Annotated in this window: 16 protein-coding genes and 1 pseudogene; 5 read left to right on the top strand and 12 right to left on the bottom strand. The window is 71.6% G+C overall.

Annotated features, from left to right (window positions below):
* Positions 1-29: 29 nt before the first annotated feature.
* The 6 genes and pseudogenes from QIY60_RS23150 to QIY60_RS23125 all read right to left on the bottom strand — a co-directional run bounded on the left by QIY60_RS23150 (position 30) and on the right by QIY60_RS23125 (position 5,829).
* The gene (locus QIY60_RS23150; protein ID WP_283144131.1) at positions 30-935 is read right to left on the bottom strand and encodes a S1 family peptidase; all 906 of its coding nucleotides are present in this window, start codon (positions 933-935) and stop codon (positions 30-32) included.
* Positions 936-1,131: 196 nt separating this feature from the next.
* Positions 1,132-1,920, bottom strand: coding sequence for a DUF1684 domain-containing protein (locus QIY60_RS23145; RefSeq protein WP_283144130.1), 789 nt, complete (start codon positions 1,918-1,920; stop codon positions 1,132-1,134).
* Positions 1,921-1,924: 4 nt separating this feature from the next.
* Positions 1,925-2,239 (bottom strand): annotated as a pseudogene (locus tag QIY60_RS23140) (F420-dependent methylene-tetrahydromethanopterin reductase); the annotation flags it as partial.
* Between the two features lie 146 nt (positions 2,240-2,385).
* Entirely contained in the window at positions 2,386-3,138 is a 753-nt protein-coding gene (locus QIY60_RS23135; protein WP_283146043.1) for an amino acid ABC transporter ATP-binding protein, read from the bottom strand.
* Between the two features lie 67 nt (positions 3,139-3,205).
* On the bottom strand, positions 3,206-4,978 hold the full coding sequence (locus QIY60_RS23130) for an FAD/NAD(P)-binding protein (protein ID WP_283144129.1): 1,773 nt from the start codon (positions 4,976-4,978) through the stop codon (positions 3,206-3,208).
* Positions 4,975-5,829, bottom strand: a complete 855-nt coding sequence (locus QIY60_RS23125; RefSeq protein WP_283144128.1) for an amino acid ABC transporter permease — start codon at positions 5,827-5,829, stop codon at positions 4,975-4,977. Before QIY60_RS23125 ends, QIY60_RS23130 begins: the two co-directional genes overlap by 4 nt.
* A 466-nt stretch (positions 5,830-6,295) precedes the next feature.
* Here QIY60_RS23125 and QIY60_RS23120 point away from each other — a divergent pair, with 466 nt between their 5' ends.
* Positions 6,296-7,243: an ABC transporter substrate-binding protein gene (locus QIY60_RS23120; RefSeq protein WP_283144127.1), complete on the top strand. Its 948-nt coding sequence runs from the start codon at positions 6,296-6,298 to the stop codon at positions 7,241-7,243.
* 28 nt (positions 7,244-7,271) lie between these two features.
* On the opposite strand, the gene QIY60_RS23115 is transcribed toward QIY60_RS23120, so the two are convergent.
* Positions 7,272-8,480, bottom strand: a complete 1,209-nt coding sequence (locus QIY60_RS23115; RefSeq protein WP_283146042.1) for a DUF5685 family protein — start codon at positions 8,478-8,480, stop codon at positions 7,272-7,274.
* Between the two features lie 312 nt (positions 8,481-8,792).
* On the opposite strand from QIY60_RS23115, the gene sepF reads away from it, so the two are divergent.
* Complete coding sequence (sepF, locus tag QIY60_RS23110; RefSeq protein WP_190089750.1) at positions 8,793-9,227, top strand: cell division protein SepF; 435 nt, start codon at positions 8,793-8,795, stop codon at positions 9,225-9,227.
* Between the two features lie 28 nt (positions 9,228-9,255).
* Here the strand turns inward: sepF and QIY60_RS23105 are convergent, their stop codons facing one another.
* Together QIY60_RS23105 and QIY60_RS23100 are read right to left on the bottom strand one after the other, a co-directional pair.
* A complete protein-coding gene (locus tag QIY60_RS23105) occupies positions 9,256-10,452 on the bottom strand; it encodes an acyl-CoA dehydrogenase family protein (protein WP_283144126.1) in 1,197 nt (398 codons plus the stop codon).
* 134 nt (positions 10,453-10,586) lie between these two features.
* Positions 10,587-12,245 (bottom strand): MFS transporter, encoded by a 1,659-nt coding sequence (locus QIY60_RS23100; RefSeq protein WP_283144125.1) that lies wholly within the window; start codon positions 12,243-12,245, stop codon positions 10,587-10,589.
* A 526-nt stretch (positions 12,246-12,771) separates the two neighbouring features.
* Between QIY60_RS23100 and QIY60_RS23095 the strand changes: the two genes are divergently transcribed.
* Complete coding sequence (locus QIY60_RS23095) at positions 12,772-13,770, top strand: phosphatase PAP2 family protein (protein WP_283144124.1); 999 nt, start codon at positions 12,772-12,774, stop codon at positions 13,768-13,770.
* Positions 13,771-13,896: 126 nt separating this feature from the next.
* Here QIY60_RS23095 and QIY60_RS23090 read toward each other — a convergent pair whose 3' ends face one another.
* On the bottom strand, positions 13,897-14,112 hold the full coding sequence (locus tag QIY60_RS23090; protein WP_283144123.1) for an I78 family peptidase inhibitor: 216 nt from the start codon (positions 14,110-14,112) through the stop codon (positions 13,897-13,899).
* 463 nt (positions 14,113-14,575) lie between these two features.
* On the opposite strand from QIY60_RS23090, the gene ctaD reads away from it, so the two are divergent.
* Complete coding sequence (gene ctaD, locus QIY60_RS23085; protein WP_283144122.1) at positions 14,576-16,282, top strand: cytochrome c oxidase subunit I; 1,707 nt, start codon at positions 14,576-14,578, stop codon at positions 16,280-16,282.
* On the opposite strand, the gene QIY60_RS23080 is transcribed toward ctaD, so the two are convergent.
* Both QIY60_RS23080 and QIY60_RS23075 read right to left on the bottom strand, forming a co-directional pair.
* Entirely contained in the window at positions 16,270-17,541 is a 1,272-nt protein-coding gene (locus QIY60_RS23080; RefSeq protein ID WP_283144121.1) for an ABC transporter substrate-binding protein, read from the bottom strand. The genes ctaD and QIY60_RS23080 overlap by 13 nt on opposite strands.
* Positions 17,519-18,037, bottom strand: a complete 519-nt coding sequence (locus tag QIY60_RS23075; protein WP_283146041.1) for a hypothetical protein — start codon at positions 18,035-18,037, stop codon at positions 17,519-17,521. The genes QIY60_RS23080 and QIY60_RS23075 overlap by 23 nt, the downstream gene beginning before the upstream one ends.
* A gap of 107 nt (positions 18,038-18,144) precedes the next feature.
* Between QIY60_RS23075 and QIY60_RS23070 the strand changes: the two genes are divergently transcribed.
* The gene (locus QIY60_RS23070; RefSeq protein WP_283144120.1) at positions 18,145-18,543 is read left to right on the top strand and encodes a hypothetical protein; all 399 of its coding nucleotides are present in this window, start codon (positions 18,145-18,147) and stop codon (positions 18,541-18,543) included.
* The last annotated feature ends 2 nt before the right edge of the window (positions 18,544-18,545 follow it).

Here is an 18,545-nt window from a genome sequence, read left to right as displayed (position 1 = left end):
CGCTGCCGTGGCAGCGAGATGATCAGCCGTCAGAAGACGCTCACGCCATAGGCGTTCATGGCCTCGACCACGGGCTGGAAGAAGGTCGTGCCGCCGGAGGAGCAGTTGCCGCTGCCGCCGGAGGTGAGTCCGAGCGCGGTCGAGCCGGCGTAGAGCGGGCCGCCGGAGTCGCCGGGCTCGGCGCACACCGTGGTCCTGATCAGGCCGTACACGATGTCACCGCCGCCGTAGTTGACGGTGGCGTTGAGCGCGGTGACCCGGCCGCTGTGGATGCCGGTGGTCGAGCCGCGCCGGGTGACCGTCTGGCCGACCGTGGGGTTGGCCGCGCTGGTGATGCGCTGGCTGCCGACGGCGCTCGGGTGGGAGAGCGAGGTGTTGGTGTACTGCACGAGACCGTAGTCGTTGCCCGGGAAGCTGGTGCCGACCGTCGGGCCGATGCTGGTGGTGCGCGAGGAACTGGTGTACCAGGGCGGCTTGCCCTCGGTGCAGTGGCCGGCCGTCAGGAAGTAGTAGGTGCTGCCCTTCTTGACGTTGAAGCCGAGGGAGCAGCGCCAGCTCGGCGCGTAGATGGCGTCGCCGCCGGAGAGCAGCTTGCTGAACTTGCCTGAGGTCCGCTCGACGCGTATGGCGGACGCGTTGGCGCCGGCCTGCCGCTTGATCTTGGCTATGTCGGCCTTGCTCACCGTCGAGTCGGCGGTCACGACCAGCGTGTGGGTGGCGGGGTCGACGTTCCAGGCGGTGCCCGCGACGTCGGCGCCGAGCACGGCACTGCTCGCGGCCGAGAGCTGGGCGGCGCTGAACGCCTGGGACGGGGTGGCGCTTGCGGTGGGGACCGCGAGGGCGCCGGCGGCGAGGAGCCCGGCGGTGAGGGCGACTGCCTTGGTGCGTCTCGCGAGACCGCGGTGGCGCGTGGGGGTGGTGCGCTTGATCCTCACTTCTTTTCCTCCCGAGGGGAATCGAGGGGCCCGGGTTTGGTGGGGGGACCCCGTGAGGCGCAGCCGGAGCTGACGGCAGCACTGTTGAGCGCAAGCCGTGCTCCTGACAAGCGCTGGGAGGGAGTATTCGGTGGCCCGGCCATCGGGCGCAAGGGCGCCTTTCGGCCGGGCCGTTGGGGGTTCGGCAGCCGGCGGGTCAGCGGGTGAGGACGGTCCGCTCGCCCGCCGCGACCGCCACGTCGAGGGTGTTGCCCGGGGGCGGGAAGGGGCAGATGAAGTGCTCCGCGAAGGCGCACGGCGGCAGCAGTGCGCGGTTGAAGTCCACCGTGAGCCTTCCCTGCGCATCGGGTGCGCCGGGGCGCAGGAAACGGAACCGGAAGGTCGAATCCCCGCTGGTCGCGTCGGCGAACACCGCCCAGAGGGCGCCGTCGCCCTCGACCGCCACCTGGAGGGTGTGTTCCCGGCCGTCGAGCGCGAAGGCGAGCTCCCCGCCGAGGCCGAGCCCGCGCTCCACTCCGTCGGCGTTCGCCACCCGTACGGTCCGCGCCTCGTCGTACGGGCGGAAGGTCGCGGGCACCGCCCAGCGCGCCTCGTACGGCGTCGCCCCGATGCCCGCGAAGGCGCGCCGGCGCTCGGCCTCGGGGTCCCAGACCCGTACCGCCCACAGCCCCTCGCGGCGCAGCACCACGAGCCGCCGCGCGCCCTGGGCCAGCCGGGACTCGCCGACCGGCGTGTGGTCGGCGGTCAGCCGCACCTCGCCGCTGAAGGGCTCCCCGTCGAGGACGATCCCGTCCTGCGCGGCGGCCGTGAGCACCACCGCGTCGTCTTCTTCGCGCCACTCGCCCGGCACGGCCGGAATTCGCCCCTCCACCGCGTCGGCGAGCCAGTGGGTGCCGGTCAGCGCCAGTGGGCCGTAGGGCGCCGAGACGGTCTCGACACGCCGTTCGTGCCAGTTCTTCCACTCCTGTGCCGCGTCCGTGCTCATGTGTTCAACCCTTCCGTACGGGGGTGGGCAGCCCCAGGTGCGAGCGCAGTGTCGGGCCGGAGTATTCCGTACGGAAGATGCCGCGCTCCCGCAGCAGCGGCACCACTTGGTCGACGAAGTCGTCGAGTCCGCCCGGGAGCAGGTGCGGGACGAGGATGAAGCCGTCGGCGGCGGCCGTGACGAACTCGGTGAACTGGGCGGCGACCGAGGCCGGTGTCCCGATGAACGACTGACGGCCGGTCGTCTCGATGACCGTCTGCCGGATGGAGAGACCCTTGGCCTCGGACAGCGCCCGCCACTTGGCGGCGCCGGAGGTCGGCGGCCTTCTCCTGTGCCTCGGCCGAGGAGACCGGGCCTCGTAGTGGGGCGGGCCGCCGATGTCGACGGCGAGGTGGAGTGGACGGGTGGCGGACACGGCGGTGACTTCTTTCTTCAGAGGCCTCGGCCTTCAAAGGACGTTGGCCTTCAGAGGACCTTGGCGAGGAAGGCGCGGGTGCGTTCGTGGCGGGGGTGGTCGAGCACCTCGGCGGGCGGGCCCTGCTCGACGACGAGGCCGCCGTCCATGAAGACGACCGTGTCGGCGACCTCGCGGGCGAAGCCGATCTCATGGGTGACGACGATCATCGTGGTGCCCTGGAGCGCCAAGTCCTTGATGACGTCCAGGACTTCGCCGACCAGCTCGGGGTCGAGCGCGGAGGTCGGCTCGTCGAAGAGGAGCAGCTTCGGCTCCAGGGCGAGCGCGCGGGCGATGGCGACGCGCTGCTGCTGGCCGCCGGAGAGCTGCTTGGGGTAGGCGCCCGCCTTGTCGGCGAGACCGACGCGGGCGAGCAGCTCCTCCGCCGCGGCCACCGCCGCCTTGCGGGGGCGGCCGAGCGCCGCGATCGGCGCCTCGGTGATGTTCTCCAGGACGGTGAGGTGCGGGAAGAGGTTGAAGTTCTGGAAGACGAAGCCGATCCCGGTGCGCTGCTTCAGGACCTCCCGCTCGCGCAGCTCGTACAGCTTGTCGCCGGAGCGGCGGTAGCCGATCAGCGTGCCGTCGACGCTGATCGAGCCGCGGTCCACCTTCTCCAGGTGGTTGATGGTCCGCAGCAGGGTGGACTTGCCCGAGCCGGAGGGGCCGAGGACGACGGTGACCTCGCCCGCGCGGACGTCGAGGTCGATGCCGCGCAGGACTGCGAGGCTGCCGAAGCTTTTGTGTACGGAGCGGACTTCGACCATGGCGGTGGCGGTCATCGGGGGGTTCCTAACGGAGAGAGGTGTACGGAGCGGAGGCCGCGGCGCCGGATCAGGCGCTGAGCGGGCGACACGCGAGGTCGTGCAGGAAGCTCAGCGCGGCGCGCGCGCAGGCGTCGTTCTGAGCGAACGCGGGCCCGCCGGTGCGGGGCCGGGTGAACGCGCCGGACGCCCGCGCGGTGGTGTGCGGGCCGAGCGCGAAGCGGCGCGGGTGCGGGCGCCCGTCGCGGTCCAGGACCCGCCCGTCGGCGGGGTCCACGCTCAGCAGCCCGCCGGCGGTGACGTCCGCGCCGTCCCGGTGGAGCGCCCGCAGCAGCGGGCTGCGGGTGCGCTCAAGCGACGGCTCGGGCAGCCGCGCCTCGACCAGGGCGCGCGCCTCGGTCCACTCCCCCGGCACACTGGCGCCGCCCGCCCGGAAGACGCCTTTGTCCTCGTCGCGCTCCACGGTGATGCCCGCGCCGAGGAAGCGGACGACCCCGGCGTCGGAGAGCGCGAGCAGCTGGCGCAGCCGGGGACCGGGCGGGCCGGAGGCGAGGTAGCTGAAGAACCCGTGCCACCAGCCGCCCACGTCACCGAGCCGCAGGAGCTGCCCGTAGACGGAGAGCAGTCCGAGGAACACGGCCAGGTCGGGGCTGTGCGCCCTGTCGTGACGGCGTGTCAGGTCCTGGGTGATGTACGCGCGCAGCCCGTCCTGGAGGGCGTCCGACGACGCGAAGCGCACTCCGTCCAGGGGGTGGTCGAGTGCCTCCAGGTCGAGCCGGTCGGCCGGGTCGGGGACGGCGGCGGCGACCAGGGCGTGCAGCTCGGGGCTTCCGGCCGCGGCCGCCGCGTACTTCTCCTCGAAGTCCGGCCAGTTGACGGCCGTGCGCCGGGGATGGGCGGTGAACAGCCGGTGGTAGTGCGCGAAGCCGAGCTCCTTGTCGATGAGCGGCCACACGTCCTGCCGGAAGTCGAGGCGGCCCGGCCGCTTCAGCAGCTCGTCGACGGCGTCCGGCCCGAAGAAGCGCGGCAGCGGCGGCCGTTCGCCCTGCCAGGTGTAGCCGATCTTGGAGTGGTACGGGACGCCGCGCCGCGAGCCGACGTGGAGGACCGGTTCGCGGCCGGACGGGTGGTAGGTCCCGCTCCTGTCGTAGCGCCCGCCGCGCCCCTCGGTGAGCAGCACCATCAGGTCGACGAAGGCGAGCCCGAAGCCGCGCACGATCACCGGTTCGCCGGGGCGCAGGGCCGACAGGTCCGAGTCGGCGGTGAAGTCGGGCGGCAGGTGGACGAGCCCGTGGCGGGCGGCGAAGTCCGCCGACTCCCTCTGTTCATCGTCGGGTTCGGCGTCCAGATGGCCGAGGGTGAGCACCACCAGATCGGTGCCCAGCGGCTCGGCGCGCCCTTCGAGCCACACCTGCTGGCGGCCCTCGCGCGGGCCGCCGATCCGCAGCACCCGGGTGCGGTGCTCGTGGACGGTGACGGCGGGGCCGAGCGCGGCCACCGTCTCCTCGTACACCCAGCGCAGATACGCGCCCTGCGCCCGCCGGCTCGGGAAGGTCTGCCCGTCGATCCCGGCCCACTCGGCGAGGGTGGGCCCCGGGCGCACCGGGCCCTCCTGGACGACCGTCTCGTCGGTGAACATGGTGACGTCCTCGGCCATGGAGTTCATCCACAGCAGCGGCGACTGCTCCTCGCGCCAGATCCGGCCGCCGCCCGGCGGATGGGGGTCCACCAGATGGACGTCCAGCGGCTGGTCCCCGTACAGACCGGGGAGGTTGGCGGCGAGCCGCTCCAGGAATCCGGTCCCCCGCGGACCGGCTCCCACGACGACCACGGACGCGGTCACCGGGCGTCCGCCGAGCCGCGCGCGTAGTACCGCTCCACGTAGTACTGCCCGATCGAGAGCAGCGAGGTCACCACGACGTACCAGATGGTCGCGACCAGGAGCAGCGGCACCACCTGGTAGGTGCGGTGGTAGACCAGCTGGACCGAGTAGAGCAGGTCCTGCACGGCGATGATGGAGACGATCGAGGTGCCCTTGAGGGTGCCGATCAGCATGTTGCCGGCGGGCGGCACGATGGAGCGCATCGCCTGCGGCAGCACGATCCGGCGCAGTCTGCGCCACCGGCCGAGGCCGAGGGACTGGGCGGCCTCGATCTGGCCGCGCTCGACGGAGAGGATGCCGCCGCGCACCACCTCGGCGGCGTACGCGGCCTCGTGCAGGGTGAGGCCGACGACGGCGACGGTGACCGGCCCCATCAGGTCGACCGTGCGCACGCCCAGGACCTCCGGGTAGAGCGCCCCGATGTTGAACCAGAAGAGCAGCTGCACCAGGATCGGCGTCGAGCGGAACAGCCAGACGTACCCCCAACTGACGGCTTTCAGAACGGGGTTGGCGGACAGGCGCATCACCGCGAGCACGGTGCCGAGCGCGAAGCCGAGTGCCATCACGGCGGCGGTGAGCCAGAGGGTGAGCCACAGTCCGCGCAGCACGGCGGCCGTGGCGAAGTAGTCGCCGACGACGCCCCACTGGAAGGCGTCGTTGCGGACGACCGAGACGAGCGCCAGAGCGAGGAGGAAGAGGAGGGCAACCGCCGCCGCCCACTGGCCCGTTCGGCGGACCGGGACGATGCGGAGCTGGGGGCCGGGGCCGTCGTCGGGCAGGACGGACGGCTGTTTCGAGAGGGTCAGGGACATGCGAAGGCTCCGTGGATGCCGGGATCGAACACGGTGATGCCTTCACGGGCACAGCGCGGACCAGCCCCTCAGCACGGTCCGCTGCCGAGGCTATGCGGTGTGTACGGCCGGTTGTCAAGGCTGTCCGCACTGTGAGCGGTACGTCTCACGGCAGTTGACGCGGATACGGATGCCTGTTCCACTTGGGCCATGCATCCGCAGCAGTGGCTGGTCACGCGCTCCCACATCGACTTCGGTCGAGTGTGGTCCTCCTCCTGTTGAGCCGACCTCCCGCACGGATTTCCCACGGCGCCCGCGCGCGCCGTTCTCCCGCGCCTTCACACAGCTGACACCGCGCGCCCCTCCCCTCGTACCACCGCACTCCCCCGACGCTTCGGCGTGCCACCGCCCACTCCCGACACGTCCGCGTGCCGCCGCGCAGCCCCGGCACTTCCGCCTGCCCGAAATCCCTGGAGCTCACCGCATCATGAGCAGGTATCGCAATTTCGCCGCTTTCGCCCTGATCACCGTCGCGACCCTCGGCCTCAGCGCGTGCGGGTCCGGCGACCCGGCCGACGCGGGGCCCGCCGCGCAGGCGAAGCCCGCCGCGGCCAAGGGGAGGATCCCCACCACCGACGTGGTGTCCGCCGTCAAGAAGGACGAGGCCGCGGCCGCGCTGCTGCCGAAGGCCGTACGCGAGTCGGGCACCCTCACCGTCGCCAGCAGCGTGGGCACCCCGCCCGGCGCCGTCTATCTGGCGGACGGCAGGACCGTCGCCGGCCAGGACATCGACTTCGCGGACGCGGTCGCCAAGGCGCTCGGGCTGAAGCTGAAGCGCCAGGTGGCGGCCTTCGAGGTGATCCTGCCCGCACTCGACAGCGGCAAGTACGACCTCGGCACCGGCAACTTCGGGGTGACCGACGCGCGCCGGAAGACCATCGACTTCGTCACCTATATCAACGACGGCCAGGGCTTCGCCGTCCGCGAGGACAGCAAGCTCGGCAAGGTCACCGATCTGACCCGGCTGTGCGGCCTCAAGGTGGCGACCGGCGCGGGCACCACCTTCGAGGCGACCCTGGAGAAGAACAAGGGCCGCTGCGCCGAGGCGGGCAAGAAGGCGTACTCGGTGCAGACCTACAGCGAGCAGGGCGCGCTGTGGATCTCGCTCCAGCAGGGCCGCAGCGATGTGGTGATGTCGACGATCAACGGCCTCCGCTACGCCGTGGCGCAGCAGCCGGGGCTGCGCTTCCTCAACGAGTTCCACCGGCTCGACGTGGGCTTCGCCTTCAAGAAGGGCACCCCGCTCGCCCCGGCCTTCCAGGCCGCGGTGAACGGCCTCAAGAAGGACGGGACGTACGACAGGATCCTGGCGAAGTGGGGGACGGGCGAGTCCGCGATCGAGTCGTCGCAGATCTCACCCTCCGAACACAAGTGACCCTGCGAATACGACTGGTGACTGTACGTCAGCAGTCACAACCACAGTCGCAGCAGTTACACCCGTCACAGCACTGGCAGGCATCACAGCAATCGCAGCAGTCACAGTCGCAGTCGCGGCAGAAGCCTTCGTGCTTCTTCCGCGACCAGGGGCCCTCGTACTCCTTGGCGCAGCACATCTGACAGGTGCAGCAGAGCCCGGCGAAGACGCCGCACCCGGCGAGGAAGCCGCGCGGCGCGGGCGGCCTGGGGCCTTCGCCCTGCGGGGGCGAGCCGTACGGGTTGCCGGGCACGGGTGCGTACGGGCCGCCGGGCGGCGGCGATCCGTAGGGGCCGGGCTGGTGGGAGCCGTGGGCCGCGTGGTCGTCCCCGTGGGCGCAGCCCGCCGTGCCGAAGGACCGGTTCACGGACTGCTTCAGCTCGTGGGCGAGCAGGACGCGCGCCAGCCTGCCGTCGACGAAGTCGACCTCGCGCAGGGCGAGCCGGATGCCGTGCACCGCGTCGTCGGCGAGCCGCCGGGCCTCGGCCAGGTCGGTGCCGGTCGCCGTGAGCGGGTTCCAGGCACCCGACGCGGCGTCAGATGCCTGGTCCTCCACGGCGTCCAGGAGGTGCGCGAGCCGTCCGAAGAGGCGGCCCGCCTCGGCCAGCGGATCGGCGTTGTGCGGCCGCCCGGCGAGTACGGCCGTGTGCGCGAAGGCCGCGGCGGTGGCCGTCTCGGTCGGCTCGGTGACCGTGAGCAGGGAGGTGCCCGGCCCCGCGAGCGCCTCGATCGCGGTCTGCCGGTCGACCGCGTCGACCAGGACCGCCGTGTCGAACCCGAGGGAGGCGCCGGTGCGGGCGCCCGCCCGGTCCCAGCTCGCGGCGACCTTGCGGGCCGCCAGCGCCACCGGCCTGCGCTTCAACAGACCGTCCCGGTCGGCCACGTGGTCGCGGACCTTCGCCGAGGCCAGGACCAGCGAGACGGCCGCGGCGAGCCGGGCGCCCTCGCCCTGGGCCACCGGGGCCGTCCGCATCGCGCGCAGCGGGCAGGGCCCGGCGGTGCGCCGACGCCCGGTACCGCTCTCGACCTGAGCCTCCGTCAGAACCGAGACGATCAGCCCGTCGTAGTTGGTCACGACCCGGGCGAGCTGTCCGTGGTCGGAGCGAAGTGCCAGGCAGAGGCCGCAGAGATGGGCCGTCCACTCGGTCCGCAGGCCCTCGGTGAGCCGATGCGAGCAGGGCCTGACCATTCCGAACACGACGCTCCCCCGGGTGCCGTGGGGCACCCCGCCCCACGCCTCGTTCAACAGTGCGGCAGGCATCGTATCGAGCGATCCGTTCACCCGTACGTCCGCTCCCTCACCCGTCTGGACGGAAGTTCATATTTTGTATCCGTTACCCGTCATACAGCGGAAGAAAGCTGACGATTCGCCACATCTTCTGCACCAGTAGCGTCACGAATCCCCTGCACGGCGGCTATCCACTTGGCGCGGCATCCGCATCATGGACGACCATAGGGGTGCGGAACGCGAGAAGTAGCAAGAAGAAGTCCGCTGTGAGAGGAGGCGTCCATGGGATCGGTGCGCAAGGCGAGTGCCTGGCTGGGACTTGTCGAGGACAACGACGACCGCTACTACGACGACGAGTACACCGAGGAAGCCGGATCCGGCGAAGCCTGGGTGACGGACCCGCGGGTGCGGGTGGCCTCCGAGGCGGCCCAGGAGCAGGGCCGCCGGATCGCCACGGTCACGCCCGACGGCTTCCGCGACGCGCGCGGCATCGGCGAGCTCTTCCGCGAGGGCGTCCCGGTCATCGTGAACCTCACGTCCATGGAGCCCGGTGACGCCAAGCGCGTCGTGGACTTCGCGGCCGGTCTGACGTTCGGGCTGCGCGGCTCCATCGAGCGCGTGGCGACGAGGGTCTTCCTGCTGACCCCCGCCGACACCCAGATCGTCAGCGGCGAGGCCGCGGGCCGCGCCACCGGCGGCTTCTTCAACCAGAGCTGAGCGAGGCGCTCACCGGCGCGCCGCCGACCTAGCGGAACGCGTCGAGTCCGGTGAGCGCCTTGCCCAGCACCAGCTGGTGCATCTCCACGGTGCCCTCATAGGTGAGCACCGACTCCAGATTGGTGGCGTGCCGCATCACCGGGTACTCCAGCGAGATCCCGTTGGCCCCGAGGATCGTGCGCGAGGTGCGGCAGATCTCGATCGCCTCCCGTACGTTGTTGAGCTTTCCGAAGCTGACCTGTTCCGGACGGAGCCTGCCCGCGTCCATCCGCAGGCCCAGGTGGTGGGCGAGCAGGACGCCCTTGTGGAGCTCGACCGCCATGTCGGCGAGCTTGGCCTGGGTGAGCTGGAAGCCGCCGATGGGCCTGCCGAACTGCTCGCGGGTCTTGGCGTAGTCCACCGCCGCCTCGAACGAGGCGCGGGCCGCGCCCATCGCGCCCCAGACGATGCCGTACCGCGCGTGCGAGAGGCAGCTCAGCGGGCCCTTGAGCCCGGTGACCCCCGGCAGCACCGCGTCGGCGGGCAGCCGCACCTCGTCCATGACCAGCTCGCTGGTGACCGACGCCCGCAGCGACCACTTGTGCTTGATCTCGGGTGCCGAGAAGCCGGGGGTGTCGGTGGGGACGGCAAACCCCCTGATACCGCCGCTCCCGTCGTCGGTCTGCGCCCAGACCACCGCGACCCCGGCCACCGAGCCGTTGGTGATCCACATCTTGCGCCCGTTGAGCACCCAGTCGGCGCCGTCCCTCTTCGCGTACGTACGCATCCCGGCCGGGTCGGAGCCGTGGTCGGGCTCGGTGAGGCCGAAGCAGCCGATGGTCTCGCCGATCGCCATCGACGGCAGCCAGCGCTCCTTCTGCTCCTCGGAGCCGTACTTCCAGATCGCGTACATCGCGAGCGAGCCCTGGACCGAGACGAGCGAGCGGATGCCGGAGTCGGCGGCCTCCAGCTCCAGACAGGCCAGGCCGTACTGGACGGCGGTGGCGCCCGCGCAGCCGTAGCCGGTGAGCGACATCCCGAGCGCGCCCATGTCGCCGAGTTCGCGCGCGAGCTCGCGGACGGGCACCTCTGAGTCCTCGTACCACTGGGCGATGTGCGGCAGGACCCGGTCGGCGGCCCAGGAGCGGACGGTGTCGCGGATGGCGAGGTCGTCGGCGCTCAGCAGGTCGTCGATCCCGAGGGGGTCGGCCGGGTCGAAGGGGGGCAGCTTGGCGGGTGCGGACATGAGGATGCCTCCGGCGTCCCTGAGAACCTGTGCGGCTCAGCTAAAACTAGCAGTGGTAGTTATTGCTGACCGCTGACGTTACGGCTCAGTGTGCCGCGCGTCCAGACCCGCCCGGGCGTGCGGGTCCCGCCGGCTCAGTGGCCGCCGGGCCCGGATCCGGCCGCCTCGGCGGCCGGAACGCCTGCCGCCGCGGGGACCCTGAGGTGCGGCTCGGTCCGCTGCTCGGGCAGCCCCGGCGCGAGCTCGCTGTGCTGCGCCCCGCACTCCATCACCCGGGGCAGCCGCAGTGCGGCCAGCGCGCCCAGGACCAGCAGACCCGCGCTGACCAGCAGCGTCACATGCAGGCCGTGGACGAAGGAGTGCTGGGCGGCGCCGCGCAGGGCTGCGCCCGCCGGGCCGCCGAGGCGGTCCGCTATGTCATAGGCCTCGCCCAGGGAGTTGGCCGCGCCCGCCGAGGCCTCGGTCGGGACGCCGGGGACCGAGGCGAGCCCGGGGGCGTAGGCCGCGTTCATCACGCTGCCGAGCAGGGCGATGCCCATGCCGGCGCCGAGCTGGTAGGAGGTCTCGCCGATCGCGGCGGCGCCGCCCGCGCAGTCGGCGGGCGCCTCGCTCAGCATCGATTCGTACGCCCCGAAGAGCGTCGTCTGGAGGCCGAAGCCCAGGACTATGAAGGCGCTGGTGAGCAGCAGCGGCCGGTCGTGCTGGCCCATCAGGACGAGCAGCAGCACGGCGGCGGCGGTCAGGGCGAAGCCGCAGCCGACCATCGTGCGCGGGCCGAGGCGGCGCAGGGTGTACGAGCCGGTGGCGCCCGCGGCCATCGCGGCGAAGGTGAGCGGCAGCAGCCGCAGGCCGGTCTCCAGCGGGCTGAGCCCGAGGACCAGCTGGAGGTACTGGACGGCTATGAGCTCCAGGCCGACCAGCGCCAGCATGGCGAGGACGATGCACCCCACCGAGGTGGAGAAGGTGGGCCGGGCGAACATCCGCATGTCGACCAGCGGATGGCGGCGCCGCTTCTGGCGCCGCACGAACAGCACGATCAGGGCGGTGCCCGCGCACAGCGGCGCCAGGGTGAACAGGTCGAACAGCCCGTGGCCGGCGCCCAGCCGCTTCACACCGAGGACCAGGGTGATCACTCCGGCGGCGGCGGTCAGCGCGCCGAGCACGTCCCACGGCCCGTCGGCACCGCCCTTCGACTCGGGCAGCAGCCTGCGGCCGAGCGGGAGTATCAGCGCCATCAGCGGGATGTTGATCAGGAAGACCGAGCCCCACCAGAAGTGCTGGACGAGGAAGCCGCCGAGCACGGGTCCGGTGGCGGCGCCTATCGCCGCGGTGGCGGTCCACACGCCGATGGCGGTGGCGCGTTCCCGACGGTCCGGGAAGACCGCGCGGAGGATGGAGAGCGTGGCGGGCATGATCATCGCGCCGCCGACGCCGAGCAGCGCCCGGGCCACGATCAGGAGCTCGGCCGACCCGGCCAGGGCCGCCACGGCGGACGCGAGGCCGAAGATCCCGTAACCGAGCAGCAGCACCCGGCGGCGGCCGACGCGGTCGCCGAGGGTGCCGAAGAGGATGAGGAGGGCGGCGCAGACCAGCGGGTAGGCGTCGACGATCCACAGCAGCGCGGTGGCACTGGGGCGCAGGTCCTCGGTGACCGAGGGGACGGCGACGTGCAGGACGGTCGCGTCCAGCGCGACGAGCAGCAGACTCACACAGAGGACGACGAGGACGACCCAGCGGTTGGCACCGCCGGCGGTCGCACGCGCGCGTGCGGCGTCCGTCGTCGTTCCTGCCATGTGTGTACCTCCTGTACGGCGGCCCCTGCCGGGGTCCCGGGACGCGCCGGCCTCGCGGTGACGCACCGTCCCCCGCTCTCGGCGGACCCTGGACCTGCGGCGGTCTGGGTGGGCCCGGCATCGACGAGCGAGTGATTCGTCAGCGTACGCGAGTTCCGGCCATCGGCACGTGGTGCACCTCTCACCCCTTTGGGCGCACCCTGTGGCGTGCGCCACATCGGGCGGAGTAAGGGAGTCGCCCCCTCGCGGCCATTAATGATCTTGGCACGCCGTGTCGGTCAATCCTGGCACCGGGTGCCAGGCCCGGTGGCTGAACGATGAATTCCGACCCGCTTCCCGGAGAACCAATTCAGCGGATTCAAAGAGCGCTCCCGACCGGCCTGCGGCGGAATAGATCCCAAGGCCATCCACGCATTTCCCGGGGCCGGGAATAAACCGTGACGTGAGACATACTCCACATCACATCGTCATCACAAACCCGCCGGATCGGCCTGGGCCGTCACTCACTCGCTGTAACGTCGATTGAGTGCGTACCGACCGAATCTTCGCCCGTCTGGACCGGGAGCCCGAGCCGCCGAAGATAGCGATCCCGCGGATGAGCCGTCACCGCGTGATCCTCTTCAGCGCGACGATGGCGTTCTACGTCGCCATCGTCGTCGCCGTGCTCGCCTCGTCCTGGCTCGTCGAGCTGGACTGGAAGGTCATGCTGTTCCGGCCCTACGAGCAGTGGCCGCAGATGCACGCCTTCCTCGACTACTTCGTGGTCCTGGGCCAGCGCGGACCCACGGCGGTGATGGTCGCGGCCTGGCTGGGCTGGCGCTCCTGGCGGCAGCACACCCTGCGCCCGCTGCTCGCGCTGGGCGCCTCGCTGCTGCTCCTGAACATCACGGTCGGCGCGGTCAAGCTGGGCCTGGGCCGCCTCGGCCCGCACTACGCGACGCAGATCGGCTCGGCCGAACTGTTCGCGGGCGGCGACATATTCCCCTCCGGCCACACCGCCAACGCGGTCGTGACCTGGGGCATCCTCGCCTATCTGGCCACCACCCCGCGGGCCCGGCGCTGGCTGTCGGTGATCTCTGCCGTGGTCGCCCTGGGCGTCGGCGCCACCACCGTCTACCTCGGCACCCACTGGGTGAGCGACGTGCTCCTCGGCTGGGCGGCCGGGCTGCTCATCCTGCTGGCCCTGCCCTGGTGCGAGCCGCTGATCGCCCGCGCCGAGGCGCTGGTCTTCGCGCTGCGGTCCAAGTGGCGGGCACGCGGAACCGCCGCTCCGGCACTGCCCGTTCCGGCCGGCGCGCTGCCCGGCGTGTTCGCCCAGCGCACCGCGAGCGAGGACGACGCCCCCGTGCGCGAGCCGGTGGGCGCGGCCAGCGGCGGGCGCACCGCAGGAGCGCGCGGCGCCGCCCGCCCGCCGGGCGCCGGTCCCCGCCCCGAGCGTCCCCCGGCGCCCCCGGCGGCCAGCAGGCGCCCGCAGCACCCCGAGCGCGCCCCGCGCCCGGCACCGGCCCGCCCCCTCGGCGGCTGAGGCCCCTCCGAGCAGCGGGGAACGGTACGCACAACCAACCCCCGCAAGGCGAAGGCCCCGGCCGCTCCACTCGGAGCGGCCGGGGCCTTCGACGTACGGGAGCGTCCACCCCTGCGGGAGCGCGGCTCAGCCGCGCCAGCAGCGGATCACCGTGCCGTCGGCCACCTCGAAGTTCAGCCGCCCTTCCAGGTACTCCATGGTGATGATCGAGCCAGGGGCGAGCGACCTCACGGTGGTCCAGCCACGCGCGCGTGCCAGCCGCTCGGCGGCCTCGCCGGCCAGGCCCACATAGGCGTCGGGGGCGTCGTCGGGCTGTGCGGAGTGGGTCGGTATGGGTGCCATGCCAGCCACCGTAGGCGCCCCGGGGCGGTGACGGAAGCCGGAGCCCCTGCCCTGCCGCTGTCCGCACCACGTCCCCCGCCGGTCACACTTGTGTCACAGGATCATGGACCGTGTTTGCCTCGAACTTGGTCACTCGTACGGGGAGTTCCGGACAGGCCGCCCGGAAATCGCACAGCCGCCCACGGGCCGTTCGGGCGCATTAAAGAATTCCCCGGCGAGCGCCCCCGAAACACCCGCCCTAATTTCCCTACCGGCCCTCCGCGTGGGAAATTGACGGGCCATAGGGAATTCACGGCATCCTTACACGATCCGCACCGACGGCGGTTCCGCTTCGCCCTCGGCTGCGTCCGGCGCGTTGGCTCGTATGCGCCTATCCCGGTCGGGTACGCACCCTGTCGGACCGGGTACCAGCGCGAGCATCATGGCTACCGGCCTGATGCCTGACACCTGAGTGGGGGCGGCGATGGGTACGGAGACGGCGACCGCGGAAGCGGGACCACACGAGGCCCGGCAGTCGGGCCAGGTGATCGTGGACTGGCTGACCACCACAGACCACAAGAAAATCGGGCATCTCTATCTGATCACGTCGTTCGCGTTCTTCCTGATCGCCGGGCTGATGGCCATGTTCATGCGGGCCGAGCTGGCCCGCCCGGGCCTGCAGATCATGTCGAACAACGAGTTCAACCAGATGTTCACCATGCACGGCACGATCATGCTGCTGCTCTTCGCCACCCCCACCTTCGCGGGCTTCGCCAACGAGATCATGCCGCTCCAGATCGGCGCCCCCGACGTGGCGTTCCCCCGGCTCAACATGCTGGCGTACTGGCTGTTCCTGTTCGGCGGGCTCATCGTCCTCGGCTCGCTGCTGGTGCCCGGGGGCCCCGCCGCCTTCGGCTGGTTCGCCTACGCGCCGCTCAACTCGATGACCCGCTCCCCCGGCGTCGGCGCCGACCTGTGGATCATGGGGCTCGCGCTCTCCGGGTTCGGGACGATCCTGGGCGCGGTGAACTTCCTGACCACCATCATCGGGATGCGCGCGCCGGGCATGACGATGTTCCGGATGCCGATCTTCACCTGGAACGTGCTGTTCACCTCGATCCTGGTGCTGCTGGCCTTCCCGGTGCTCGCGGCGGCGCTGCTGGTCCTGGAGGCGGACCGCAGGTTCGGATCGGTGGTCTTCGAGCCGCAGTGGGGAGGCGCGCTGCTGTGGCAGCACCTCTTCTGGTTCTTCGGCCATCCCGAGGTCTACATCATCGCGCTGCCGTTCTTCGGCATCATCACCGAGATCATCCCGGTCTTCTCGCGCAAGCCGATCTTCGGCTACCTCACGCTGGTCGGCGCGACCATGTCCATCACCGGTCTGTCGATCGTGGTGTGGGCGCACCACATGTTCGCCACCGGCGCGGTGCTGCTGCCGTTCTTCTCCTTCATGTCGTTCCTGATCGCGGTGCCGACCGGGGTGAAGTTCTTCAACTGGACGGGCACGATGCTGCGCGGCTCGCTCAGCTTCGAGACACCGATGCTCTGGGCCGTGGGCTTCCTGATCAGCTTCCTCTTCGGCGGCCTCACCGGCGTCATCCTCGCCTCGCCGCCGCTCGACTTCCACGTCACCGACTCGTACTTCGTGGTGGCCCACTTCCATTACGTCGTCTTCGGCACGGTCGTCTTCGCCACCTTCGGCGGCTTCTACTTCTGGTGGCCCAAGTTCACCGGAAAGATGCTCGACGAACGGCTGGGGAAGATCCACTTCTGGACGCTCTTCGTCGGCTTCCACACCACGTTCCTGGTCCAGCACTGGCTGGGCGCCGAGGGCATGCCCCGCCGGTACGCGGACTATCTGGCCGCCGACGGCTTCACCGCCCTCAACACCATCTCCTCCATCGGCGCCTTCCTGCTCGGCATGTCGACGCTCCCGTTCCTCTACAACGTCTGGAAGACGTCGAAGTACGGGACGAAGGTGGAGGTCGACGACCCCTGGGGGTTCGGGCGCTCGCTGGAGTGGGCGACCTCCTGCCCGCCGCCGCGCCACAACTTCATCACCATCCCCCGCATCCGCACCGAGTCGCCCGCCTTCGACCTGCACCACCCGGAGTTCGCGCCGTTCCGCGACGACCTGGCGCCGGAGCGGCCGAAGGAGACGGAGAGGGAGGAGAACCCTCAGGGCCGGTAGGCGAGCTGCGGCACGGTGAAGCAGTTGGCGTTCATCTCGCCCTGGGTCACCCACCCCTTGCCGTCCTGCCAGCGGGCCACCGACAGACAGGTGCGGCGCTCCTTGGGCGGCCGGTCCAGGTGCTCGTACGAGACCGGGAGCAGCAGCCCGTGCGCGGTGTACGGCTCGGTCCGGTTCAAGAACCCCTCCACGCACGCGCGCGTGAGCGCGGCCGCCGGGCAGGACCGGGCGGCGTCGGTGAACCACATCGCCGCCGCCCACCCCTCCAGCTGCCACTGCGAGAGCGGCCTGCCCTTCATCGCCGCCCGGAACGCCGCCACCTCCGGCTGGTCCTTCTCCTCGTAGTTGCGCGAAGAGCCGGTCACCCACAGGGCGTTGCGGCAGCGCGGGGCTTCCCGGTAGTCGTCGGGCACCGCCGCGTTCCAGTTCTGCACATTGGTGACCTTGGCGGTGACCTTCGCCCCCAGCGCGTCCATCGCCTCGCACAGCTGCACGTTGCCGTGCGTGTCCAGCGCGTCGAAGACGAGGTCGGCGCCGCGGGCCTTCAGATCGGCGGCGACCGCGCGGAAGTTCGGCAGCACGAAGTCGACCTGCTCGCCGACCACGTCGTACCCCTCGGCCTTCAGCCCGGCGGTCACAAGGCGGGCGTACGCGGCGGACGCGGCCTGGTTGTAGGCGACGACGGCGGCCGTGCGGGCGCCCTGCTCGCGCTTGAAGTAGCGGTAGACCTCGGTGCCTCCGTAGAGGCTGCCGTCCCAGCCGGGGGTGCCGTCGCGCGGGGCGTCGCTGCCGTAGATCCCGTACAGGTGCGGATAGGTGTCGTAGGCCGCGCCGATGGGCTGGCCGCCGATGTCGGGGACGCCCGCGGCGGAGACCTCGGGGGCGCCCGCGTAGTCGAGCGCGGTGGTCGCGACCAGCGCGAACACCTTCTTCTCCGTCACCAGCCGGTGCACGCACTCGGTGTTGCCGACCCCGCTGCCCCCGTCGTCGCAGGTGAGCACCTCCACCTTGCGCCCGTCCAGGCCGCCCCGCGCGTTGAGCGCGTCGAAGTAAGCGCGGGCGCCGTCGCGCGGCCCGGTGAACGCGGCGCCGCCGACCGGGCTGGTCTCGCTGGCGATGATGCCGATCCGGACGGGCCCGGTGCCCGGCGCGGTCGGCCCGTCCTCGAAGTCCCGCTCGGGCAAGCGGCTGCCGCAGCCGGCGCCCAGCAGGAGCAGCGCCGTCAGCAGCAGGCCTTCAGCAGCCCGGCGCGGCCGCATTGCCGCTCAGCTGGACGAGGGCGCAGAGCGTCTTCACCGAGACCTTCCACGTCTGGTCCTGGAGCACCGCGGTGCCCTTGGCGCCGGGCAGCGCCGGGTTGCCGCCGACCAGCAGGTCGTACGTCACGGCGGCCTGGGTGGCCGAACCGAAGGTGACGGCGGTGACCTTGGCGGAGGACTGCGCCGCGTTCTTGTCGCTGCCGAACGCGGCGAGCAGCGGCCGCAGCGCGTCGCCGTTCTCCAGCACCTTCGCCTTGGCGTCGGTGGACGCCTTGGGGTCGAAGAACGTCGTCCAGTTCTTCTCGATCTGCGCCTTGGCCGCGGCCGGGTCGGCCGGCTGGTCGGCGGCCGGGGAGCCGGCGGGCGCGGTCGCGGTGGGCGAGGGGGACTTCTCGGAGCCGCCGCCGCTGTCCGAGCACGCCGCGGCGGCCGGGAACAGCACGAGCACCGCCGCGGCCGCCCAGGCCGCGGGCCGAACACGTGTGCCGGGACTCATCTGGCTCACCACCAAGACTGGATGCTTCCAGGGTCTGCCGCTTCAGGGCATAGTGCAAGGAATCGCCTTCCACCACCAGACGGGCGGACACCGGACATGGGGACCTGATGCGGACTTCCCGGCTGCTGTGGGCGGGCCTCGCTGCCGCCGCCTGCGGCGCGGTCCTCTGTGTCGCGGGCTGGTACGGCGTCTCCGGCGAGCGCTTCGCCGCCCGTCAGATCCCCTACCTCGCCTCCTGTACGGTCCCGGGCGCGGCCCTGATCGTGGCGGGCGCGGTGCTCCTTGCCCGGACCGCGGATGCGGAAGCAGCCGTTCGGGTGAACGGGCCCGGCCGACAGGAGCCGTCCCCGGACGAGCCCGGACCGCCTTCCTCCGACGGCCCCTTGGTCTGTGTCCCCGGCGGCACCCTCGCCCACCGCCCCGACTGCCCGCTGGTGGCCGGGCGGCCGGACGCGCGGCCGGCGGGCGAGGCGCCGCTGGAGCCCTGCCCCGTGTGCGAGCCCTGACC

This window comes from Streptomyces sp. BPTC-684 (genome assembly GCF_030028635.1).
Taxonomy (GTDB): Bacteria; Actinomycetota; Actinomycetes; order Streptomycetales; family Streptomycetaceae; genus Streptomyces; species Streptomyces noboritoensis.
Note: the sequence above shows the minus strand (reverse complement) of the source record. Positions and strands in the feature narration are given on the sequence as shown.